The sequence below is a fragment of the Saccharomonospora xinjiangensis XJ-54 genome (assembly GCF_000258175.1).
Taxonomy (GTDB): Bacteria; Actinomycetota; Actinomycetes; order Mycobacteriales; family Pseudonocardiaceae; genus Saccharomonospora; species Saccharomonospora xinjiangensis.
Genome location: NZ_JH636049.1, coordinates 2,693,792 through 2,715,043, shown reverse-complemented (window position 1 = coordinate 2,715,043; position 21,252 = coordinate 2,693,792). Strand labels below are relative to the sequence as shown.

Here is a 21,252-nt window from a genome sequence, read left to right as displayed (position 1 = left end):
TTAGTAGCAGGTTGCCTTTCCATGGCCCGAGCGGGGAGCGATCTCGGGGGCACGCCCTACACTGCATGTAGTGATCGGCGGCACGCCGTCCCGCGTGCGGAGACGGCGGCCGCTACCCAAAGGAGGCACGAGGTGGACGAGACCCTGGCCCGCGCGGGCATCTTCCAGGGTGTGGAACCGGCGGCGGCAGAGGCGCTCGCACAGACTCTGGAGACGGTGGATTTCCCCCGCGGCCACGTGATCTTCAACGAGGGCGAGCCGGGGGACAAGCTCTACATCATCAAGTCGGGCAAGGTGAAGATCGGCCGTAAGTCTGCCGACGGCCGCGAGAACCTGTTCCAGATCATGGGCCCTTCGGACATGTTCGGCGAGCTGTCGATCTTCGACCCCGGCCCGCGTACCTCGACCGCTACGACGGTCACCGAGGTCAGCGCGGTCACGATGGACCGTCCCGCGTTGCGGCAGTGGATCTCGACGCGACCGGAGATCGCCGAACAACTGCTCCGCGTCGTCGCACGCCGGCTCCGCCGCACCAACAACATGGTCGCCGAGCTGATCTTCACCGATGTCCCCGGCCGGGTCGCCAGGGCGCTGCTCCAGCTCGCGCAGCGCTTCGGCAGCCAGGAGGCCGGTCTGTTGCGGGTCACCCACGACCTGACACAGGAGGAGATCGCCCAGTACGTCGGCGCGTCTCGCGAGACCGTGAACAAGGCACTCGCCGACTTCGCCCACCGCGGCTGGCTGCGGCTGGAAGGCAAGAGTGTGCTGATCCTCGACCCGGAGCGCCTGGCCCGAAGGGCTCGCTGAGAGCGGCGCTCCCGCCTGACGGTTCGGCGACCTCGCCGAGCACGTCCAGAAGACTCGATCAGTCTCGACACGGAACAAGGGGCCGGGCGCCACCCCCGACGTGGCACTTGTCCGGCCCCTTGTCCGTTATTGCGCGGGCCGTCCCCCGACGAACCGCGCTCCCCGCCCTCCGGTTGTAGGCCCCGACCCGAAACCCGGAGGGAGTCTGTAGTTGTGGGCTCGCCTTGGCGGCCACCAGTCGTTCCGCCGACTGTCAGCGCCTCGGCACCCTTCGACGTCTTCAATGTTTCAGCCGTGGGGTGCCCATCGCTAGGGTCGCATGGCTCCACCCCACCGCTTCAAGCGTGTTCACTCTCAAAGACGCCTGAGCCTCTGTTTTGATGCCGAGCAGGTCGGCACCGTTATCCATCCGATACCTAGATACCCACCCGAGTGCGCTTTACACCCCTTTCGCGCGAATTCTCTCAAGTTCGCGACAAGAAAATAGTGGTACTGGCGTACCACCTGCCTCATACTGGTACGCGTGTCCCACTCCGCTGAGTCCGGTCGCACGACCTTCGCCGACTACCGGGTCGTCCTCACCCTGCGTCCCGGCCGCCGCCCCCTCGTCGCATCGTTGCTCGCCCGCCTTCCCATCGCCATGGTCGGCATCTCCGAGCTGCTGTACGTGCAGCACATGACAGGTACCTATGCCGTGGCGGGCCTGGTGTCCGCGAGCACGCTCCTCGGAGTCGCCATGGGCTCCGTCGTCCAGGGCAGGCTCATCGACCGGTTGGGACCGACACGCCCGCTTCTCGTGGTGACCGCGCTGTTCACCGTCGCTGTGACAGCACTGATCACAGCCGTCGAGAGCCAGGCCGCGACACCCCTGCTCGTGCCGCTCGCCTTCGGCATCGGCCTGTTCGAACCCGCCTGCGGCTCGGCGTCGAGGGCGTTGTGGGGCAGGTTGCTGCCGCCCGGCCCCGCTCTCACCGCGGCGTACTCCTACGAGGCCATCAGCATGGAGGTCTTCTTCATCCTCGGTCCCGGCCTCGCGGGGGCGCTCGTCGCAGCGCCGTGGCCGGGCACCGGCATGGTGCTGGGATCGTCGTGCATGGTGATCGGCGCGGTCCTGTTCGCGCTGAGCCCTGCCGTACGCGCCTGGCCACCCGCAGCCCGCGCGCACGCGCCCCTGCTCGGCGCGTTCGCCAGCCGCGGCATGCGCACACTCGCGCTGGCCGCCCTCGGGTTCGGCATGGTGATCGGTTTCGTGGAGGTCGCCGTACCGGCCGCGGCCACCGAGGCGGGCAACACCGCGCTGGGCGGCGTGCTGCTCTCGGTGTGGTCGGTGAGTTCCGTCGCCTTCGGCGTCCTGTTCAGCCTCAGGCCGTGGCCGAGGCCGCTGGGGCCTCGCCTCGCCGTGCTCCTCGCCCTGTTCGGCGCGAGCGTCGCCTTGCTGGCCCTGCCGTCAACGCTGTGGGGACTCGGGGTCGCGATGCTCCTCGCCGGTGCCCTCATCACACCTCAGTCCACGAGCCACTCGATGGCGATCGAGCTCGTCGCGCCGAAGGGCACGGCAGCGGAGGCCTTCGGCTGGGTGCTCACGGCCATCACCCTCGGCCTGGCCGCAGGGCAGTCGGCGAGCGGCTTTCTCGTCGAGCGCGGCGGCCCGCCGGTGGCTTTCCTCGTGGCCGGTGCCTGCGCGCTCGTGCTGGCCGGCGTCGTGTGGGCGAGGAAGGCGTCCGTGCGCGCCGTCACGCCGGAAGTGGAGCGGCCCGCCACCGAGCGGCCGGACGCCGCGCTCGCCTGAGCTCAGCCGTGCGTGCGCAGGTAGTCGAGCTGCGCACGCACGCTCTCCGTCGCGGGAGCCCACAGCGCTCGATCGACGTCGGCGTAGACCACCTCGACAACCTGCTGTGGCGTGGCGTCGTCACCCAACCGCCGCAGCGCCTGCCGCACCTGGTCGAGGCGCTGCTCCCTGTGGTGCAGGTACTCCGCCGCTGTGGTCGCGAGATCGGCCAGTTCGGGCCCGTGCCCAGGCAGACCGAGCGACCCGGGCGGCAAACCGCGCAGTGTGCGCAGGGAGGCGAGGTAGTCGCCGAGGTGGGTGAGCACGGTGGTGCCCCTCCCGAGCACCGTGTCACCGGTGATGACATGGGTCACGTCGTCGTGATCGACCCTGAGTACCACCGAGTCGTCGGTGTGGCCCGGCGTGTGCACGACCTCCAGCGTCAGCCCGGCCGCGCGCACCGTCTCCCCGTCCTCGATGGGGTCGGCCGCGTGGCAGAGACCGGGGTCGAACGCGCGCACGGGTGCGTCGAGACGCTGCGCGAGCGCCGGCGCGGCCTCGGAGTGGTCGGGGTGCCAGTGCGTGAGCAGCACCAGTTCCACATCACCGAGCGCGGCCAGCACATCCACGTGGTCGTCGAGCGCGTGGCCCGGGTCCACCACGACCCGCCCCGAACGGCCTGGTGCCTGGAGAATCCACGTGTTGGTGCCGTCGAGCGTCATCGTCGAGGGATTGTTCTCCAGCAGCACCGTCGCGATCGGTGAGACACGGCGCAGCACACCGTAGGCGGGATGGTTCATCACAACTCCACCACGACGCGGTCGCCGTTCCACACCAGCCTTGGCATGATCCGGCGAATGGTTCGCTCGCACGCCAGAACGTCCTTTACCGACGCGAACCGCCCGATCTCGGTCAGTGTGTGCCACGTCGGCGGCATCAACGCCGCACGACCTGCTTCGGCGTCGGCGATCGCGTCGGCAGGCCGCTGCCAGTACGTCGATTCGGCCTCGGTCGTCGCGCCATCCGCGGTCTGTCCCTCCGGAAGCGCCGCGACGAAGAAACGCGCGTCGTACCTGCGGGGCTCGTCCTCCGGAGTGACCCAGTTCGCCCACGGCCGCAGCAGGTCGGCCCTGAGCATCAATCCCGCGTCGGAGAGGAACTTCGCGAGGGACAGCTCCCCGGAGATCAGCGCGCGGCGCGCGTCGGCGAAGACGCTCGTGTCGGACACGACGGTCGAGGCCGTACCCGCCAACAGGACGCCGGACTCCTCGAACGCCTCCCGCACGACGGCGCACACCAGTGCCCTCGCGAGCGGCTCCGAGCAGGAGAACCAGCGAGCCCAGAGCGTCGCGGGCGGGCCGACCCAGCCGACCGAGGCGTCGGCGTCCCGAGCGTCAACCCCGCCTCCGGGGAAGACCGTCATGCCCGACGCGAAGGCCATCGTCCTGACCCGCCGCTGAAGGAAGACCTCGACCCCGGAGCCGTCAGCATCACGCACCAGCGCGACGGTGGCGGAGTCCTTCGCCGGAACCGGCTTCGACGGCGGGTCCGGCGGCTGCGGGGGAACGACGCTCGCGGGTACCACGAACGAGCGTTCACCCGCCTGGTTCGGAGAGTGAGTCACGGCCGCACGATACCGCCGGTCACCCCTTCGACCCTTCGCCCCACGGAAGTTCGGCCCCGTTGGTCCTCGTCGCTTCCGCACGTTCACGCTCCGCGAGTTCGGCGTGCAGCTCGCGCAGTAACTGCCTGTCACGCTCGGAAAGCTGAGGGTCGTCGAGAGCGAGCTCAGGAAGTTCGACCATGCTGGCGGACAGCCCCGCGATCTCCCTGCCCTTCTCGTAGTCCTCGGCGATCGCGGCACGAAGCTGCGCGACCTCTTCCGGGCTCATCTCGGTGGTCTCGGCGACGCGGTTCTCCAATTCGGCCAGCTCGTCGGCCGAGAACGACGGCTTTTCCGACTTATCCGACTTTTCCGGCTTCTCGGCGCGCGAGGACGGCTCGACCCTGGGTTCGGGCCACGGTTCCTCGGTGACCTGAGCCTCCACGACCTGAGCCTCCACGACCTGAGCCTCGACGGCCGGCGCCTCGGAAGCCAGGTCGGCGGGAGCAGCTTCGACGGCAGGCACATCGGTGGCCGAGACTTCGACGGCCGGGTCGGTGGAAGAGGAAGCCGCCGGTTGCCCTGCCTCGACCACCGGCGCTGCGGCGTTCGCCTGCTCGTCCCCGGCCTCCGGGAACTCCGCAGGGTCGTGTGGGGCGACAGCTGGGGGTTCGCTCCACCGCTGCTCGATCGGTTGGACCGGCTCGTCCTGCCGGGAGGACTGGAACCGTTCGTGCTCCTCCTGGCGGGGCGACTGGAACCGCTCGTACTGCTCGTACTGCTCGTACTGCTCCTCCTGCCGGGGCTGCTCGAACCGCTCCTGCTGTTCGAACCGCTCGGGCGCGGTGTAGGCATCGTGCGAGGCATGCCGGGCCGACTCCGACTCCGACTCCGACCTCGCCCTCGCGGCACCCGCGGTGATCTTGCGGGACGACCTCGAACGCGACTTGCGCCCGCCTGTGTCGCCTGCGCCCTGCCCCGAAGCCAGCCACGCCGGCGTGGCTGTCGCGAGAGCCGCCTCGTGGTAGTCGGTGCGTTCGGCGCTCGGCCCCGTGACCTCGACGACCGCCCTGATACCGCTCCGGCGGAGTGCGTCGTCAACGCGGAACGCCACGGCGGGCGGATGAGCCTCGGGACCGATCTCGATGAGCACCACCCGCTGGGGCAGCGGGCCAGGCACGCTGCCCGCCGGTGTGTTACGCCACACCGCGTGCACCGACCGCACGTCCGGCAGCACCTGGAGAGTGCGGTCGAGCGCCTCCGCGATGCCCGCGTCGGGATCGTTGTCCCTGCTGAACCGGTGTGTGTAGCCGGGAACGGACTCGCCGACGGTGAGCTGGTCGGCCAACGCGGCGTCCGACCGGCTCATCTCCAGCACGAGTGCCAGTTCGCGCTGCTCGCTCGGCCGCACCATGATGCGGCCCGCGATCAGCGCGCCGACGGCGAGTTCCGCCGCGTCGTCCAGATGTGAACGGGCGACGAGCTCACGCGCTTCGGACAGCGCGCTGTCGTCGAGCCGGCCCGCCAGCGCCAGCAGGACGTTGTGCAGCCGCAGCGGCACCGCGAAGCCGTCCTTGGGCAGACCTTCGTCCACCATCCCCCATCTCCCTCCAGCCCGCGGTGAGGCGAGCGCTATGCGGGTACAAGCCTGTGGTGACCGGCGTCCACGGCGCCCACGCACACGAACCGGGAGTTCGCGAGTGCAGCCTCGTGATAGGCGGGAAGTTCGACCTGCGCCGGCAGAACCTCGACGCTGGGCGATTCGTCGCCAAGGACACGGAGGACACGTTGAAGTTCCCCAGTGAGGCGGGCGAGCCCGGAGACCGCCGTGACCAGCAGGACCCGCTTGGCTCCCTCAACGGGCTCCTCAGCGGACCCACGGTCATGCCGCCAGCTCTCCCGGACCTCACCCACGTCCGGGCGTCCCCGCAACGTTGCGTGAACCACCACGGACACCGAATCGACGGTGTTCACCCAATCGGGCGCACCCGTCGTGAATGTGTACCGGTTCTCGCTCGACGCGTCCACCCCGAGGGTCGAACTGACCTCGTGCCAGTCGGCACCGTGTGGGATGAGACCGGCGACCAACAGGCGATACTCCGACTGGTCGAGATCAATCCTGTGCTTGAGCAAAGTCTTCGGCAGCGTACGGGCGAGGGTGCCCATCGCACCTTCTCCGAGCCAGTCGCGGAACCGCCACAGCAACCGGTCGGGTAACCGGCCCGCGAGCCGCAGCAGCAGCTCGTGGCAGGAGTTCTCGATGTCGGGGTCCATCACTCGACCTCCACGATGAGCTCGACCTCGACAGGCGCGCCCAGCGGAAGCTCGGCGACCCCCACGGCCGCTCGCGCGTGCGCGCCCGCCTCGCCGAACACCTCGCCGAGCAGCTCGGAAGCACCGTTGATGACAGCGGGCTGACCGCCGAAGCCCTCGCTCGACGCGACGTATCCGACGACCTTCACCACCCGCACCACCGAGTCGATACCGACGAGGGCGTGCACGGCGGCGAGACCGTTCAGCGCCGCGGTCCGCGCGTGCTGCTTGGCCTCCTCGGGACTGACCTCGGCCCCGACCTTGCCGGTGGCCGCGAGTTCACCGCCGACGAACGGCAGCTGCCCCGACGTGTAGACGTGCGAGCCCGTGCGCACGGCCGGGACGTAGGCCGCGACCGGAGCCGCGACGGCGGGCAGTTCGATACCGAGCTGGTCGAGCCTCGCGCTCCACTTCATGATCCGCCCCTTCAGTTCTTCGGCCGCTTGAGGTAGGCGACGTGCTGCTCGCCGCTCGGGTTCGGCAGGACCGTGACTAGCTCCCAGCCGTCCTCTCCCCACTGGTCGAGGATCTGCTTGGTGGCGTGGATCAGCAGGGGCACCGTGGCGTATTCCCACTTCGTGGCACTCATGGTCGAACACCCTAGCCAGTACCGTCGGACGGCGTGGAAGCATGGCGCATCCTCGCGGCGGCGTTGCTCGTCGTGCCCGGAGTGATCGGCATCCTCCTCGTCATGGCGAAGGCGAGGGAACGGACGGGCGAAAGCTCGGCCGTCGCCGTCACCGGACTGGTTGCTCTCACCGCGCTGGTCGTGGCGGCGGTACTCACGCTGACGGTGCTGCCTGTCGTCGTGACCTGGGTACTTTCCGGTGCGGTCGCGCTCACCGTGAGCGTCCTCGCACTCGCGAGCTGACCGGGCCGCGCCGATTTGCGGATACGCTTCGGAATGTGACTCCCCTGTCAGGCTGGACCGACGAACTCGCTCGGACCCGGCTGCACTTTGTCACCGGGAAGGGCGGAACCGGCAAGACGACGCTCGCGGCCTCCCTCGGTCTCGCGCTCGCCAGAGGCGGGCGCAGGGTGCTGCTCGTGGAGGTCGAGGGCAGACAGGGCTTCGCCCAGGTCTTCGATACCGAGCCACTGCCGTACGCCGAGCAGCGCATCGCGTCGGCGCCAGGGGGTGGCGAGGTCCGCGCCCTGCACGTCGATGTCGAGGCGGCACTGCTCGAATATTTCGAGATGTTCTACAACCTCGGTTTCGCGGGCCGGACGCTGCGCAGGATGGGCGCCATCGAGTTCGCCACCACACTCGCTCCCGGACTGCGCGACGTCCTGCTCACCGGCAAGATCAAGGAGTGCGTCGGGCGCACGGATTCCGACGGAAGGCACGTCTACGACGCCGTCGTCGTCGATGCGCCGCCCACAGGGAGAGTGGTGAAGTTCCTCGACGTCACCAAGGCACTCACCGACGTAGCGAAGACCGGCCCCATCCGAGGCCAGGCCGAGGGTGTCGTGCGCCTCCTGCACTCCGGTGAGACGGCCGTCCACATCGTGACCCTGCTGGAGGAGATGCCGGTGCGGGAGACGCTCGACGCGGTGGCCGAACTCGACGGCGCCGACCTGCGGCCCGGCGCCGTGCTGGTGAACAGGGTCCGCCCGCCGCGCCTGCCCGCGCGCTCGTTGTTCCCCGCCGCGGAAGGGCACGTGGACGTGGCGGGAGTGAGGGCAGGGCTCACCTCGGCAGGGCTCGACCTCTCCGACGCCACCGTGGAGGCGCTGGTGACCGAAACCGTCGAGCACGCCGTCGGGATCGCAGCCGAGCAGCGCTCGTCGGAGCAGCTTTCCGAGGCCGATCTACCCACCCTGCGCCTCGCCGACCAGCCAGGCGGGGTGGACGTCGCGGGACTCTACGAACTCGCCGACGCACTGGTGGACCAGGGAGTACGCCTGTGACCGACCAGCTCGACATCGACAGCCTGCTCGACGACACCGAGACGAGGGTGGTCGTCTGCTGCGGTTCCGGTGGCGTAGGGAAGACCACCACCGCGGCCGCGCTCGCCCTGAGGGCCGCCGAGCGGGGGCGGCAGACCGTGGTACTGACCATCGACCCCGCTCGCAGGCTCGCGCAGGCACTCGGCCTGCGTGAACTCGGCAACCACCCGAGGAAGGTCGAGGTCGCCGGGTTCGAGCCGAAGGGCGAGCTGTGGGCCATGATGCTCGACATGCGCCGCACCTTCGACGACATGGTGCGAAGGCACGCGGGGCCGGAACGGGCGGAGCAACTGCTCGGCAACCCCTTCTACCAGACGATCTCCACGTCGTTCTCCGGGACGCAGGAGTACATGGCGATGGAGAAGCTGGGGCAGCTCGCGGCCACGGGGGATTGGGACCTCATCGTCGTTGACACACCTCCGAGCCGTTCGGCGCTGGACTTCCTCGACGCGCCGACACGGTTGTCGGCCGCGCTCGACGGCCGCATGATCCGGCTGCTGACCACGCCGGCCCGTGCGGGCAGCTGGGGCCTTCGCAAGGTCGTGAGTGCCGGGTTCTCGATGTTCGCCAAGGCGGTTTCCACGATCCTCGGCGGGCAACTGCTCGCCGACGCGTCGGCGTTCATGCAGGCTTTCGACTCGACCTTCGGCGGGTTCAGGGAGCGCGCGGGCAAGACCGCCGAGCTGCTGCGGTCGAAGGGCACGGCGTTTCTCGTGGTGGCCGCGCCGGAACCCGACGCGCTGCGGGAGGCCAGCTACTTCGTCGAACGGTTGTCCACCGAGTCGATGCCGCTCGCCGGGCTCGTCGCGAACCGGACGCACCCGGTGCTCGCGAAGCTGTCGGCCATCGACGCGCTCGCGGCCGCGGAAGCACTCGAACGCAGAAGTGCGGGCACCGATGACGCCGAACTCGCGGCTGCCGTACTGCGCCTGCACGCCGACCGCGTCGAGATGTCGAAACGTGAGGAGCGCCTGCTCGCGCGTTTCACGAAGGCGCACCCTCACGTTCCGGTGAGCAAGGTGCCGGCGCTGCCAAGCGACGTTCACGACCTCACGGGGCTTCGCGACGTCGGCAACCGCCTCGCGGGCGCGTGACGCACCCTGACCTGTCCGCCAGGCGTCAGGAGACGCGCTGCGCGGGTTCGTAGTCCTGTTTGGCCGATTCGAGCAGGTCGCGCCAGCTCACCACCTCGGGCCTGCGGCGCAATAACGCGCGGCGCTCGCGTTCCGTCATTCCTCCCCACACGCCGAAATCGATGCGATTGTCCAGCGCTTCCGCGAGACATTCGGTGCGGACCGGACAACCCATGCAGACCAGTTTCGCGCGGTTTTGTTCGGCTCCCCGCACGAACAAACCGTCCGGATCGCTGTCCCTGCAGTACGCGTGGACACGCCAGTCCGAGTAGTCGTACCTCATACCCCCAGCTCCTACCCTGTCACGACCGGCAGGCAGGCGACGTAGCATGCGACCGCGCCCCCCACGAGCAGGTCTTTCGTACTCACGGCCCTCCGACGACGCCTCCCCTGGCGTCGTCCCGTGAGTTGTTGACGGACTGTAGGGGTCGAGCGGTTCCCCCGCCAACCCCCGCAGGGTCATTTGTTATCAGATGGCTTCTCGATCAAGGGAACGGGTCGGACGTGATCGCGGAGGGGTGCGTACCCTGAGTGCGTGAGTATCCGGAGCGGTCTGTTCAAGCTGCTGGGTCTGTGCCTACTCGCCGGGGTTCTCGTCGCGGGGATTATGTTCCCCGTCGTCGGGGCGGCCGGGGTGATCTCCAATCAGGCCAGCGAGACAGTGGACGCCATGTCGTCCGACCTTGCCGACGAACCACCTCCGCTGGTCACGACCTTGACGGATCGGGAAGGCAAGCCCTTCGCCACCCTGTACAAGCAGTACCGCATCCCCACGACGTCGGACCAGATCTCCGACGCCATGAAATGGGCGATCATCTCCGTCGAGGACCGCCGTTTCTACGATCACCACGGCGTTGACTGGAAAGGGACACTTCGGGCGGCGATCAGCAACACGTCCGGCGGTGACACCCAGGGCGCGTCCACGCTGACGCAGCAGTACGTGAAGAACTATTTGATCAATGTCACCTATCGGGGTGACGAACTCGGGCAGCAAAAAGCTCAGGAAGCGTCGATCGCCAGGAAGCTGAAAGAGGCGAGGATCGCCATTCAACTGGAGACGAAGCTGACGAAGGAGGAAATCCTCACCGGATACCTCAACGTCGTGGAGTTCTCCCGGCAGATCTACGGCGTCGGCGCGGCGGCTCAGGCGTATTTCGGCACCACGGCCGACAAACTCACCGTTCCCCAGTCCGCGATGCTCGCCGCCATGGTGAACAACCCCGCCGTGCTCGACCCGTGGAACAACCCGGAGAAAGCCAAGGAGCGGCGCAACTTCGTTCTCGACAAGATGGTCGAGAACCGCAAACTCGACCCCGCCGACGCCGAGGAGATCAAGCAGGAGCCACTTGGCGTCGTCCCCGGTGGTCCGAACAAGCCTGCGTCCACCTGCGTCAGCGCGGACCCGGAGTTCGGCTTCTTCTGCCAGTACGTCGAGGATCACCTCGTTGACGACCTCGGCATGGACAAGGAAGACCTCTACACCGGCGGCTACGTCATCCGCACGACGATGGACCGAGAGGCCACGCTCAAGGCCAAGGCTGCGGCCGAGGCCGAGGTCCGCAAGGAAGAGCCGAACGTCGCCAACACGTTGTCGCTGGTGAAACCGGGCAAGGAGCGGCACGAGGTCATCGCACTCGTCGCCAACAAGGACTACGGCACCGACGCCGAGGCAGGCCAGACCGTCTACGGGCTGCCCTACGAGGTCTTCAACGTGACCGGTGCGGGCTCCAGCTTCAAGATCTTCACCGCGGCAGCGGCGCTTGAGCAGAAGAAGGTCGGCATCTACGACACCGTTCCGGTGCCGAACTTCCACGTCTCGCCCGTGTTCAACTGGGGTGGCGAGCATTGCCCGCTGCGCCCCGGCACCAACATCCGCACCTACTGCGTCAAGAACGCCAGCGATGGCGGCGACACCTCGATGTCGTTGCAGGACGCGCTGGCACAGTCACCCAACACCACGTTCGTCATCCTCGAAGAGATGACCGGGATGGACCACGTCGTCGAGATGGCCGAGAAACTCGGCCTGCGCAAGACGATGGCATCGAGTGCTGCGAACGGGGACGAGCCGGACCCCGACCACGACCGGGCCGACTTCAGGATGGCGCAGAAGGAGTTCTACGGCCCCAACGAGTTGGCGCCGCAGGGCCGGGGCATGTTCACCCTCGGCGCGAGCCCCGTCAGTGGTCTGGAGATGGCGAACGTCGCGGCCACGATCATGAGCGGCGGCGTCTGGTGCTCGCCGACCCCGGTGCTTGAGGTCAACGACAGGGCAGGTAGGCCGTTCCCGGTCAAGGAACCCGCCTGCGAGCAGGTGATTTCGGAGGGGTTGGCTAACACGCTCGCCGTCGGCATGAGCAAGGACACCGTCACCGGCGGGACTGCTGCACAGGCGGCGTCCTCGGTGGGCTGGGACCGCCCGATGATCGGCAAGACGGGGACGACCCAGTTCCAGGGTTCGGCCGCGTTCGTCGGCGCGACCCCGCAGCTCGCCGGTGCGGCCATGGTGTTCCGCCCTGACATCCCGTACGGCGGCCTGACCTACGGCGGTGCCGGCAACGTCCACGCCACGGTCAACGGCAACATGTTCGGTGGTAAGACGCCCGCGCACACCTGGTTCAGGGCCATGAAGCCGATCATGGAGGGCATGCCCGTTGAGCCGTTGCCGCAGCCGGACCCCGCCTACACCAACATCCGGTAGCAGCGCCGGCATGCTCGGCGCCTGTCCCGTGCCCGGCTCCCTCTTCCTGCGGAGCCGGGCACGGTTCACCTGGCAGACCCGCTGAACATGTCACCCAATCAGGTATTTTTCGCATCCGGCGTGGCGCAAGAGTGGCCGCAACCCTTATGGGGCACAGCGAACCGCTCAACAGCGCGCGTACGCTCGGTCACACAGGTCGCCTCAGGGATGATGATGAAACGCCTCGTGACGGGGACGGCGGCACTGGCCGCCGCGACCCTCGGTTACGCCGTCGGCATCGAACGACGACACTGGACACTCCGTACCGCGGAGCTGCCCGTACTCGCCGCTGGTGCCCGCCCCCTTCGGGTGCTGCACGTGTCCGATCTGCACATGCTTCCCAACCAGAAGTCGAAGCAACAGTGGGTGGCCGAACTCGACCGGCTCGACCCGGACCTCGTGGTCAACACCGGTGACAACCTCGCGCACCCTCAGGCCGTTCCCTCCGTGCTGCGCGCGCTGGGGCCGTTGTTGCAGAGGCCGGGACTGTTCGTGTTCGGCAGCAACGACTACTACGCGCCGAAACCCAAGAACCCCGCGCGCTACCTCATGCCCAAGGGCAAGAAGAAGCGCGTTCACGGCGCCCACCTGCCGTGGCGGGATCTGAGGGCCGCGTTCATCGAGCACGGCTGGCTCGACCTCACGCATGTGCGGCGCACGCTCGCCGTTGCTGGGCAGCGGGTGTTCGCGGCGGGTGTGGACGACCCGCACCTGCGGCGGGACCGTTACACCGACATCACTGGCACGCCCGATCGCGGGGCCGTCCTGCGGCTCGGCGTGACTCACTCGCCGGAGCCGAGGGTGCTCGACTCGTTCGCGGCCGACGGCTACGACCTCGTGCTCGCTGGCCACACTCACGGCGGGCAGCTGCGCGTTCCCGGCATCGGTGCGCTCGTCACCAACTGCGAGCTGGATCGCTCGCGCGCACGGGGTGTCTCGCGCTGGGGTGCCGACATGTGGCTGCACGTCTCGGCGGGCCTCGGCACCTCGCCGTACGCGCCTGCCCGGTTCGCCTGCCCGCCGGAGGCCAGCCTGTTGACGCTGGTCCCGAGGGAGTCACGATCACCGTCGGCGGAAAGCGCGGCCCGCCGTCGGGCCGCCAGCAACGTCCGCTAGACTAGGCGGCGACCCGCTGGGTGATGCCCAGACGACTTCGGGGTGTGGCGCAGCTTGGTAGCGTGCCTCGTTCGGGTCGAGGAGGTCGTGGGTTCAAATCCCGCCACCCCGACATTGAAAGGGCCCCGTCCGGGAAACCGGGCGGGGCCCTTCTCGTGTTCGCAGTACTTTTTCAGCGCACGGCCACCGTCTCCACCCAGCACTGGCTGACCTCGCCCTGCCCGCCACGAACCCACATCCACGCCGAGCGGGCCGCGCTCGCGAGCTGCGGGTCCATGGACTCACCGGAACCGCGCAGGGCCTCACCGAGTTCACTCTCGATGGTCCGGGCCAGCTGCCGGTAGTCCGCACCGCCGTGGAAGCGGGCGCGCGACCGGATGTCACGGAACCCGGCCTGCCGCACCCAGTCCTCCACGTGCCGTCCCGCGGCGGGGTCTCCACCCTCGCGACGGCGCAGCATGCTCCAGCCCCGGAGCGCCGCATCGACGTTGGCGGTTCTCGGCTTGACCCTGGTGCGCCCCCAGTCAGGCGTTGACAGCGCGAGCAGGCCGCCCGGTGTCAGCACCCTGGCGAACTCGGCGAGCACCACCGCCGGCTCGGGCACCCGGTCCAGCACGGCGTGGGCGTAGACCACGTCGAACGACTCCGACCGCACGGCCAGCTCGCTCGCACGCGACGCGGCGAAGTCGGTGGTGGACACGGCGGCCAGCTCGCTCGCGCGCCTGGCCGCCCGCAGCCCATCGACGTTGGTGTCGAGGCCGACGACGTGCAGTGGGTGTGTCGCCGTGCCGAGGCTCGCCACAAGCCTGCCGTCACCACGACCGCGCCGGGGCACGCAGCCGACGGCGAGCACGCGCATCCCCGGCCGCAACAACGGCAACACGAAGTTCGCGTGGCCCGCCTGCCCCTCACTCACGCTGCCAACCCTACGGACCTGGCAGGATCATCGGGGTGAGCACACAACATCCGAGCCCCCGAATCCCCGAGACGTTGTTCGGAGAACCTGAACCGGAGGCCCGCTGGCGGGCCAGGTTCAGCGCGGCCCGGGTGTCGCTGCCGGACTGGGCGATCGACGCGCCCGACGCGAGCCTGTACGTCTCGAACGCGAGCGGTGTGTGGGAGATCTACGCCTGGGACCGCGCGCGCGACACCCATCGCAAGGTCACCGACCGTCCCAACGGCACTGTGCACGGCGAACTGTCGCCCGACGGCGGGTGGATCTGGTGGTTCGACGACACCGACGGCGACGAGTTCGGCACGTGGGTGCGTGAGCCGTTCGGCGGGGGCGCGGCGCCGGAACCGGCGCTGCCGGACGTGCCAGCGGGCTACCCGGCCGGGCTTGAGATCGGGCACCGCCTGTGTGCCGCCGGTGTGTCCTCCGACGACGGCAGTGCCCTCTACCTGCACCGGGATGGTGTGACAGAGCGGTTCTACGCGAGCGAGCACGACGCCGAGGTCGCCGCGCTGTCGCGTGACGAGCGGCTGGTGGCGATCGGGCACTCCGAGCACGGCGATTCCCGTCACCCCGCGCTCCGCGTCCTGGCCTGCGACGGCTTCGGCGTCGTGGCGGAGAAGTGGGACGGCGAGGGCAAGGGGCTCACCGCGCTCGCGTTCTCGCCGAGGAAGGGCGATGCACGGCTGCTGGTGCAGCACGAGCGCCACGACCGCGAGGAACTGCTGATCTGGGACGTCGAGTCCGACACGGAGACCGAACTCGACATCGACCTGCCAGGCGAGCTGACCGGCGACTGGTATCCCGGCGCCGAGGCGCTGCTGATCGCCCAGTTCGACAAGGGCCGGACTCGCCTCTACCGCTACGACCTCGCCGGGGAAGGCGGCGCGGCCGCGCTGACGTCCCTCGACTCCCGGCCCGGCTACGTCGGCGGCGCTGCCGTCCGCCCCGACGGCGCCGTGGAGTACTCGTGGTCCAACGCGGCGGAACCTCCACTCGTGCGTGTGCGTGAGGTGAGCGGCGAGGACCGCGTACTGATCACACCGCCCGGCGAGCGGGCTCCCGGCTCACACCCCGTCGCCGACGAGTTCGTGCCCGGCCCCGGCGGGGAGATCCACGCTCTGGTCTCGGTTCCGGAGCGGAGCGGCCGTCCGTCGGAGGGTCCGCTGCCCACGGCCTTCCTGCTGCACGGTGGTCCGCACGCCGCCGACGAGGACCGTTTCTCCGCCTACCGCGCCGTGTGGCTCGACGCCGGTTTCGCCGTCGTGGAGGTGAACTACCGCGGTTCCACCGGCTACGGGTCGGCGTGGCGCGACGCCATTGAGGGCAGGCCGGGACTCACGGAGCTGGAGGACGTGGCCGCCGTGCACGACTGGGCCGTCGAGTCCGGTCTCGCCGATTCCGCCCGGTGCGTGGTCGCGGGCGCGTCGTGGGGCGGTTACCTCACGCTACTGGCGCTCGGCACCCAGCCGGAGCGGTGGGCAGCGGGGGTCGCCGGTGTGCCGGTCGCCGACTACGTCGCCGCGTACGCCGACGAAATGGAGCCGTTGCGGGCCTTCGACCGCGCTCTCTTCGGCGGTGCGCCCTCCGACGTGCCCGAGGTGTACGAGAAGTGCTCGCCCATCACCTACGTGGACGCGGTGATGGCTCCCGTGCTCGTACTGGCCGGTGACAACGACCCGCGCTGCCCCATCCGGCAGATCGAGAACTACCTCGACCGGCTCGCACAGCGGGGCGCCGACTACGCCTTTTACCGCTACGACGCGGGGCACGGCTCCCTCGTGGTCGCCGAGACGGTCAAGCAGGTGGCCATCGAAGTTGACTTCGCGCGACGCGCCGTCGGCCTCGCCTGACCACGAAACGAGGGCCACCTCCCGCTGATCGGGAGGTGGCCCTCGTCGTGCGACGTGCCCTGCGTCCGCCTCGTCTCCGCTTGTTCCCGCTGTCGCCTACCGGGGTGGCTTCAGGCCTTCTGCGCCTGCCACATCCAGTGTTGCTTCTCCAGCTCCTCCGCGATCTCGATCAAGAGGTCCTGCGTGACGAGGTCGCTCTTGTCCGTCTCGTCGATGCGCACCCTCAGCCGCTGGATCAGCCGGTCGAGGATCTCGACGATCCTGTCCACCGTCATGTCGGTGCTCTGCCAGTTGTCCGGGTAATCGGGAAGACCCGAACTCTCCGTCACGGTCTTGGCCTTGCCGTTCGGGGAAACGCCGATCGCGTTGGCCCGCTCGGCCACCTTGTCCATGAACTCGCGTGCGGCCGAGGTGAGCTCATCGAGCTGAAGGTGCACACTGCGGAAGTTCTTGCCGACGACGTTCCAATGCGCCTGCTTGGCGATCAGGCTCAGATCGATCAGATCGACGAGGGTCGATTGCAGGACACTCGCCGTCAGCTCTTTGTCGCTCTCCTTGAGCGGACTCTTGATAGGCGAGTTCGCCATCGTGCTGTCCTCCCTGCGCTGTCGCGGATAACGCAGATCTACCCTTCAGCGGGCCGATCGAAACCCGCGGCGAGCTGGGCGTGGCCGAACTCGGCGACCTGACGGCCGATGAGACGCAAGGTGTTCTCGACCTTCTGCTCCGACGCCCCACCCGCCTCGTCGAACTTGACCTCGGCGGTGTTCACGGCCCCGCCGAGCGGTGTGGGCCAGCCACGCAGGGCGTGCGCGATCGTGCGGAGCTGGTTCAGCGTCGTGACAGCCGCCTGCCACCCGTGCGCGACGGAGATCAGCCCGACGGCCCTGCCGTGCAGGTAGGGCCTCGCGTCGTGTCTGAGGTCCTCGACGTAGTCCAGCGCGTTCTTCACCAGTCCCGACAGCGCGCCGTGGTAACCGGGTGAGACGACGAGGATGCCGTCGGCCTGCCGCACGGCCTCCACCAGCCGACTCGCCCGTTCGGTGCGATCGCTGTCCCCCGCGTCGTAGAACGGAAGGCGCAGCGCCTCGCCGGTGATCGCCGTGGTGGAGGCTCCGGCCTCCTCGGCGCCGGCCAGCGCGATCCGCAGAGCCCGCTCGGACTGCGAGCCGTCACGAAGGGAACCTCCGAGCCCGAGGACTCTGATCGCACGTGTCGCTGTCACCCTCCCGAGGCTAGACGTTCGACTTCGGTCGAGGTCCAGGGCCGAATGGAGGAACTCCGTCACACTACGACCGGACTCCGACGCGGCTGGCCCAGCGACCTACTGGCAAGTAGCCTTGGCTCGACCGTGACGACGGGAGGAACCATGGCGATACCGGCTCACATTCGCGCACAGGCAGCGGGGGCGAAACTGCTGTACGCGCTGCCCCACCCGCTGCGCCGCCTCGTCGCGGGACGGCCCATCCGCATCGACGGCCAGGAACTCGCCCTCGACGCGCAACTCCTGCTGCGGCTCCAGCAACTCTCCGGTGCCACGTTCGTCCAGGAATCCGTCGAGAGGTCGAGGGCCGCTCTCGACGTCTCCCGGCACCTGGTGAGCGGCAACCCGATCGAACCCGTGCTCACCCGCGACGTGGCCGTACCGGCGCCGCATGGGGAACTCGGCGCGACCCTCTACACCCCCGAAGGTGTCGGTGCGGGTTCGGGGATGCTCGTCTTCTACCACGGCGGCGGCTGGGTGGTCGGCAACCGGCAGAGCCACGACAACACCGCCCGGTTCCTCGCCAAGTACGCCGGTGTGCGGGTGTTGTCGGTGGAGTACCGCCTCGCTCCAGAGCACCCGTTCCCCGCCGCGCAGGAGGACGCACTGACGGCCTTCGACTTCGCCTACGAGAAGGCCGGTGACTTCGGCGCCAACCCGCACCGCATCGCCGTGGGCGGCGACAGCGCGGGCGGCAACCTCGCCGCGGTCACAGCGCAGGTGACGACGCGGCGAGACGGCCCCATTCCCGCGTTCCAACTGCTGCTCTATCCCGCCGTTGACGCCACACGCCGCCGCAGGTCGCGCGACCTGTTCGCCGACGGGTTCTTCCTCACCGACGAGCACATGGACTGGTTCATCGACCACTACGCACCGGACGGTGTTGATCGCTCCGATCCCGCGCTGTCGCCGCTGCTGGCCGAGGATGTCTCCGGACTGCCACCCGCCTACATCGCGACGGCGGGATTCGACCCGTTGCGTGACGAGGCCGAGGCTTACGCGGCCAGACTCGCCGACGCCGGTGTGCCGGTCGCGCTGTCCCGGCAGGCCGACCTCATCCACGGGTACGCCAACTTCCTCGGCCTGGGCCACCGGTTCCGCGAGGCGCTCGCCGAGGCCGCGGGAGCACTGCGGGTGGGTCTGAGCAGGCCGACGGAGGATTAGACCACCTTTCACGCCCCCGCGCACCGGCCGCCCTGAGAAGAACTGTGGAACGAGACCGAGGCCGCCCGGGTCGTCTGCACCTGTCGGGGACAATCGCGGTCGTGACCGACAGAGCCACAGCGCGCGCCCTCACCGATCTGCCCTATCACCGGTATCTCGCCGACAGCGAGGCGCCGCCTGAGGAGTCGGCCGATCACGAGTGTGTCCACTTCGTGGGTACCGACCTCTCGGATGCGGAGGTTCAGGGCTCGCGGTTTCGCGAATGCGCGTTCTCCGACGCGACCTTCGGCACGGCCCGGCTGTCGAGAACGAACTTCACCGACGTCTGGCTGAGCAGCTGCGGCTTGATCCGGACGGATGTCACGGCGAGCGGCTGGCTCGACGCGGAGTTCGTCACCACGGTGCTGGCGGGCACGGCCGCCTACGACAGCACCATGCGGCGCGTCATCTTCCACGGGTGCAAGCTCGACGCTGTGAATCTTCGAGGGAGCAGGCTCACCGACGTCACGTTCGTCGATTGCGCACTGCGCGAGATCGACTTCGGCGGCGCCACGCTCACCAGGGTGCGGTTTCCCGGCTCGTCGTTGCGGGACGTACGGTTCGACGGGGCCGTCATGGACCGCGTCGATCTGCGCGAGGCAACCGAGCTTCGCCTCCAGCTCGGCGCAGGCCCGTTGTCCGGCCTCGTGATCGACACCGGCCAGCTCCTCGGCCTCGCCCCCACCTTCGCCTCGGCACTCGGAGTCACCGTCGCCGACTGAGAAACCAGCAGGCACGGACAGGTCGCGCCCGTCGCCCGGCCCCGCGCGAGCGGGGAAGGGAGACCAACCCGAAAAAGCACTTGCACGGTCGTACCAGTGTGAGGTTCTGTCGCTCACGTGGGCCTTCAGCCGTACCTTCACCTGTTCCGGATTCGCGCGCTGCCGACCTCGATGCTGCTCATGCTGCTCATCCGGATGCCGATCATCGCTTCGGGCGTCGTGCTGACGCTGCATGTGGTCAGCGAGCTGGGCCGGGGCTACGGCGCGGCTGGGCTGGTCGGCACGGCGACACTGCTCGGCACCGCTCTCGGCGCACCCGTACTCGGGCGCATGATCGACCGCTACGGCCTCAGGCCCGTCGTCGCCGCCTGCGGGTTCGTCTCCTGCGCTTACTGGGTGAGCAGCGCCCACCTGCCGTATCCGGTGCTGCTCATGGCCGCGCTGCCCGCAGGCGCACTCGTCATTCCCGCCGGTTCGATCGCCCGACAGGTCATCACCGCACTCGTGCCACTGGCACGTCGCCGAGCGGCTTTCTCCCTCGATCAGGTGCTGCTCGAAGTCTCGTACATGATCGGGCCCGTCGTCGCGATCTTCGTCAGCACGGAGTACTCGACGTCGGTCACGCTCACCGCCATGGGCATCGCGAACGGGGTGTTCGCACTCGCGCTTCTGTACCTCAACCCGCCCGTGCGCTCTCCAGGCGAGTTGTCAGGGTCGGCAGGTCCGAGCCCGACCCTTCGCACCTGGGTGTCCACGAAGTTCGTGGCTGCGCTCTCCATCGCGATGGGAGGCGCGTTCGTGCTCGTCGGCGCCGAACTGTCGGCCATCGCCGCCCTCCGAGCCTCCGGCGATGTGGCCTGGACCGGCATCGTCCTCGCCGTCATGGGTGCGGCGTCACTGGTGGGCGGACTCGTGTACGGCGTCGCGAGCCGCCCTGCGTCCCAGCTCACCTTGATGGTGCTGCTGACGGTGTTCACGATGCCCGTCGGGCTCGCCACTCAGAACTGGTGGATACTCGCACTCGCCCTGGTGCCCATGAACGTTCTCTGCGCACCGACGCTGGCCGCGACCGCCGCCACGGTGAGCGAGCTGGTACCGCACACCGTTCGTGGCATGGCCATGGGACTACAGGATTCCGCCACCCGTCTCGGGCTCGGGCTCGGCAGCCCCTTCGTCGGGTTCGTCCTCGACAACGCCGAACCGGGCTGGGGCTTCGTCACCGCAGCCGCTGGAGGGCTGTGCTTCGCCGCCGTCGGAGCGATTCTCTCGCTACGCGGACGGCGGCGGGAGCACACGGCGGCTACCTCACCACGGCAGCACGCCTAGAAGCACGCCTTGCGCAGCCGGTCGAGGTCGTTCAGGTTCTCCTGGAGCCAGCCGGAGAAGTCGTTCAGGTGGTCGAGCTTGCGCTCCTCCAGTTCGAGGTAGCCGTCCGCGATGTCGAACAGCGTGTCCTGCACGGTCTGGTCCGCCACCTGGTTGCCGAGGTCGCGCAGCTCCTTGGCCTTCTGTTCCGCTTCGGCGGCGACCTCCTCGGGACTCACGTTCGGATTGAGGTCGATGATCTGCAACGCCTCCGTGCACACGGCCGCCTTGTCGCTCGCGGCATCGACCTGATCCACCGCCGAGGTGACTTCCTCGCAGCCTGCCAGCAGCAGTCCCGACAACACCACGGCGGCGGAAACCGCCGCCCCACCCGTCATCCGCATGATGCGACCGTACCGGTGCCGGAGCACGGTGCGGTAGCACGCGGGCCGGGGATCATGTGTCCCAGCCGAGAAAAACCGCCTCCGGCGACCGGTACGACTCCTCGCCGGAGGTGGTTCTCGAT

At 68.8% G+C, this 21,252-nt stretch carries 22 protein-coding genes and 1 tRNA gene; 12 read left to right on the top strand and 11 right to left on the bottom strand.

Annotated features, from left to right (window positions below):
- Window positions 1–132: 132 nt before the first annotated feature.
- The gene (locus SACXIDRAFT_RS12090) at window positions 133–807 is read left to right on the top strand and encodes a Crp/Fnr family transcriptional regulator (protein WP_006238845.1); all 675 of its coding nucleotides are present in this window, start codon (window positions 133–135) and stop codon (window positions 805–807) included.
- Window positions 808–1,330: 523 nt separating this feature from the next.
- A complete protein-coding gene (locus SACXIDRAFT_RS12085) occupies window positions 1,331–2,596 on the top strand; it encodes an MFS transporter (protein WP_006238843.1) in 1,266 nt (421 codons plus the stop codon).
- 2 nt (window positions 2,597–2,598) lie between these two features.
- Here SACXIDRAFT_RS12085 and SACXIDRAFT_RS12080 read toward each other — a convergent pair whose 3' ends face one another.
- From SACXIDRAFT_RS12080 to sp36, 6 genes are read right to left on the bottom strand one after another with little or no spacing between them, the layout of a single operon-like run.
- Window positions 2,599–3,375: an MBL fold metallo-hydrolase gene (locus SACXIDRAFT_RS12080; RefSeq protein WP_006238842.1), complete on the bottom strand. Its 777-nt coding sequence runs from the start codon at window positions 3,373–3,375 to the stop codon at window positions 2,599–2,601.
- Window positions 3,375–4,199 carry an NUDIX hydrolase gene (locus SACXIDRAFT_RS12075; RefSeq protein ID WP_040922144.1) on the bottom strand — a complete coding sequence of 275 codons (825 nt, stop codon included), beginning with the start codon at window positions 4,197–4,199 and terminating at the stop codon, window positions 3,375–3,377. The genes SACXIDRAFT_RS12080 and SACXIDRAFT_RS12075 overlap by 1 nt, the downstream gene beginning before the upstream one ends.
- A 19-nt stretch (window positions 4,200–4,218) precedes the next feature.
- Complete coding sequence (locus tag SACXIDRAFT_RS23820; RefSeq protein WP_006238840.1) at window positions 4,219–5,775, bottom strand: hypothetical protein; 1,557 nt, start codon at window positions 5,773–5,775, stop codon at window positions 4,219–4,221.
- Window positions 5,776–5,810: 35 nt separating this feature from the next.
- A complete protein-coding gene (locus SACXIDRAFT_RS12065; RefSeq protein WP_006238839.1) occupies window positions 5,811–6,452 on the bottom strand; it encodes a hypothetical protein in 642 nt (213 codons plus the stop codon).
- Complete coding sequence (locus tag SACXIDRAFT_RS12060) at window positions 6,452–6,907, bottom strand: RidA family protein (protein ID WP_006238838.1); 456 nt, start codon at window positions 6,905–6,907, stop codon at window positions 6,452–6,454. Before SACXIDRAFT_RS12060 ends, SACXIDRAFT_RS12065 begins: the two co-directional genes overlap by 1 nt.
- An 11-nt stretch (window positions 6,908–6,918) precedes the next feature.
- Window positions 6,919–7,080, bottom strand: a complete 162-nt coding sequence (gene sp36 / locus SACXIDRAFT_RS22750) for a Sp36 family protein (RefSeq protein WP_006238837.1) — start codon at window positions 7,078–7,080, stop codon at window positions 6,919–6,921.
- A 33-nt stretch (window positions 7,081–7,113) separates the two neighbouring features.
- Between sp36 and SACXIDRAFT_RS12055 the strand changes: the two genes are divergently transcribed.
- Genes SACXIDRAFT_RS12055 through bagB form a run of 3 tightly spaced genes read left to right on the top strand, consistent with a single transcriptional unit; the run spans window position 7,114 to window position 9,535 of the window.
- Entirely contained in the window at window positions 7,114–7,362 is a 249-nt protein-coding gene (locus tag SACXIDRAFT_RS12055; protein ID WP_006238836.1) for a hypothetical protein, read from the top strand.
- A 35-nt stretch (window positions 7,363–7,397) separates the two neighbouring features.
- Window positions 7,398–8,402, top strand: a complete 1,005-nt coding sequence (bagA, locus tag SACXIDRAFT_RS12050) for an ATPase BagA (protein WP_006238835.1) — start codon at window positions 7,398–7,400, stop codon at window positions 8,400–8,402.
- Entirely contained in the window at window positions 8,399–9,535 is a 1,137-nt protein-coding gene (bagB, locus tag SACXIDRAFT_RS12045; protein ID WP_006238834.1) for an ATPase BagB, read from the top strand. Before bagA ends, bagB begins: the two co-directional genes overlap by 4 nt.
- Window positions 9,536–9,560: 25 nt before the next feature.
- On the opposite strand, the gene SACXIDRAFT_RS12040 is transcribed toward bagB, so the two are convergent.
- Complete coding sequence (locus tag SACXIDRAFT_RS12040; protein WP_006238833.1) at window positions 9,561–9,857, bottom strand: WhiB family transcriptional regulator; 297 nt, start codon at window positions 9,855–9,857, stop codon at window positions 9,561–9,563.
- A 252-nt stretch (window positions 9,858–10,109) separates the two neighbouring features.
- Between SACXIDRAFT_RS12040 and SACXIDRAFT_RS12035 the strand changes: the two genes are divergently transcribed.
- From SACXIDRAFT_RS12035 to SACXIDRAFT_RS12025, 3 genes are all read left to right on the top strand, one after another.
- Entirely contained in the window at window positions 10,110–12,272 is a 2,163-nt protein-coding gene (locus SACXIDRAFT_RS12035) for a transglycosylase domain-containing protein (protein WP_006238832.1), read from the top strand.
- 213 nt (window positions 12,273–12,485) lie between these two features.
- Window positions 12,486–13,427 carry a metallophosphoesterase gene (locus SACXIDRAFT_RS12030; RefSeq protein WP_006238831.1) on the top strand — a complete coding sequence of 314 codons (942 nt, stop codon included), beginning with the start codon at window positions 12,486–12,488 and terminating at the stop codon, window positions 13,425–13,427.
- A 38-nt stretch (window positions 13,428–13,465) separates the two neighbouring features.
- Window positions 13,466–13,539, top strand: a tRNA-Pro gene (locus SACXIDRAFT_RS12025).
- Between the two features lie 60 nt (window positions 13,540–13,599).
- Here the strand turns inward: SACXIDRAFT_RS12025 and SACXIDRAFT_RS12020 are convergent.
- The gene (locus SACXIDRAFT_RS12020; RefSeq protein ID WP_006238830.1) at window positions 13,600–14,343 is read right to left on the bottom strand and encodes a class I SAM-dependent methyltransferase; all 744 of its coding nucleotides are present in this window, start codon (window positions 14,341–14,343) and stop codon (window positions 13,600–13,602) included.
- 35 nt (window positions 14,344–14,378) lie between these two features.
- Here SACXIDRAFT_RS12020 and SACXIDRAFT_RS12015 point away from each other — a divergent pair, with 35 nt between their 5' ends.
- Window positions 14,379–16,232: a prolyl oligopeptidase family serine peptidase gene (locus SACXIDRAFT_RS12015; RefSeq protein WP_006238829.1), complete on the top strand. Its 1,854-nt coding sequence runs from the start codon at window positions 14,379–14,381 to the stop codon at window positions 16,230–16,232.
- A gap of 110 nt (window positions 16,233–16,342) precedes the next feature.
- Here SACXIDRAFT_RS12015 and SACXIDRAFT_RS12010 read toward each other — a convergent pair whose 3' ends face one another.
- Both SACXIDRAFT_RS12010 and SACXIDRAFT_RS12005 read right to left on the bottom strand, forming a co-directional pair.
- A complete protein-coding gene (locus SACXIDRAFT_RS12010) occupies window positions 16,343–16,819 on the bottom strand; it encodes a Dps family protein (RefSeq protein WP_006238828.1) in 477 nt (158 codons plus the stop codon).
- A 38-nt stretch (window positions 16,820–16,857) separates the two neighbouring features.
- Window positions 16,858–17,457, bottom strand: a complete 600-nt coding sequence (locus SACXIDRAFT_RS12005; RefSeq protein WP_040922143.1) for an NADPH-dependent FMN reductase — start codon at window positions 17,455–17,457, stop codon at window positions 16,858–16,860.
- A 144-nt stretch (window positions 17,458–17,601) separates the two neighbouring features.
- Between SACXIDRAFT_RS12005 and SACXIDRAFT_RS12000 the strand changes: the two genes are divergently transcribed.
- The 3 genes from SACXIDRAFT_RS12000 (at window position 17,602) to SACXIDRAFT_RS11990 (ending at window position 20,747) form a co-directional block, all read left to right on the top strand.
- Window positions 17,602–18,660: an alpha/beta hydrolase gene (locus SACXIDRAFT_RS12000; protein WP_006238826.1), complete on the top strand. Its 1,059-nt coding sequence runs from the start codon at window positions 17,602–17,604 to the stop codon at window positions 18,658–18,660.
- A 101-nt stretch (window positions 18,661–18,761) separates the two neighbouring features.
- On the top strand, window positions 18,762–19,421 hold the full coding sequence (locus SACXIDRAFT_RS11995; protein WP_006238825.1) for a pentapeptide repeat-containing protein: 660 nt from the start codon (window positions 18,762–18,764) through the stop codon (window positions 19,419–19,421).
- A gap of 117 nt (window positions 19,422–19,538) precedes the next feature.
- Complete coding sequence (locus tag SACXIDRAFT_RS11990) at window positions 19,539–20,747, top strand: MFS transporter (protein WP_006238824.1); 1,209 nt, start codon at window positions 19,539–19,541, stop codon at window positions 20,745–20,747.
- Here SACXIDRAFT_RS11990 and SACXIDRAFT_RS11985 read toward each other — a convergent pair.
- On the bottom strand, window positions 20,744–21,130 hold the full coding sequence (locus SACXIDRAFT_RS11985; protein ID WP_006238823.1) for a DUF8711 family protein: 387 nt from the start codon (window positions 21,128–21,130) through the stop codon (window positions 20,744–20,746). The two genes, SACXIDRAFT_RS11990 and SACXIDRAFT_RS11985, sit on opposite strands and share 4 nt — an antisense overlap.
- Between the last annotated feature and the right edge of the window lie 122 nt (window positions 21,131–21,252).

Bases quoted from the DNA above. Each gene is read 5' to 3' on its own strand.
- sp36 (WP_006238837.1), bottom strand. From the start codon at position 7,080: ATGAGTGCCACGAAGTGGGAATACGCCACGGTGCCCCTGCTGATCCAC.
- SACXIDRAFT_RS12030 (WP_006238831.1), top strand. From the start codon at position 12,486: ATGAAACGCCTCGTGACGGGGACGGCGGCACTGGCCGCCGCGACCCTC.
- SACXIDRAFT_RS12000 (WP_006238826.1), top strand. From the start codon at position 17,602: ATGGCGATACCGGCTCACATTCGCGCACAGGCAGCGGGGGCGAAACTG.
- SACXIDRAFT_RS12040 (WP_006238833.1), bottom strand. From the start codon at position 9,857: ATGAGGTACGACTACTCGGACTGGCGTGTCCACGCGTACTGCAGGGAC.
- SACXIDRAFT_RS11985 (WP_006238823.1), bottom strand. From the start codon at position 21,130: ATGCGGATGACGGGTGGGGCGGCGGTTTCCGCCGCCGTGGTGTTGTCG.
- SACXIDRAFT_RS23820 (WP_006238840.1), bottom strand. From the start codon at position 5,775: ATGGTGGACGAAGGTCTGCCCAAGGACGGCTTCGCGGTGCCGCTGCGG.
- SACXIDRAFT_RS12060 (WP_006238838.1), bottom strand. From the start codon at position 6,907: ATGAAGTGGAGCGCGAGGCTCGACCAGCTCGGTATCGAACTGCCCGCC.
- SACXIDRAFT_RS12065 (WP_006238839.1), bottom strand. From the start codon at position 6,452: ATGGACCCCGACATCGAGAACTCCTGCCACGAGCTGCTGCTGCGGCTC.
- SACXIDRAFT_RS12080 (WP_006238842.1), bottom strand. From the start codon at position 3,375: ATGAACCATCCCGCCTACGGTGTGCTGCGCCGTGTCTCACCGATCGCG.
- SACXIDRAFT_RS12010 (WP_006238828.1), bottom strand. From the start codon at position 16,819: ATGGCGAACTCGCCTATCAAGAGTCCGCTCAAGGAGAGCGACAAAGAG.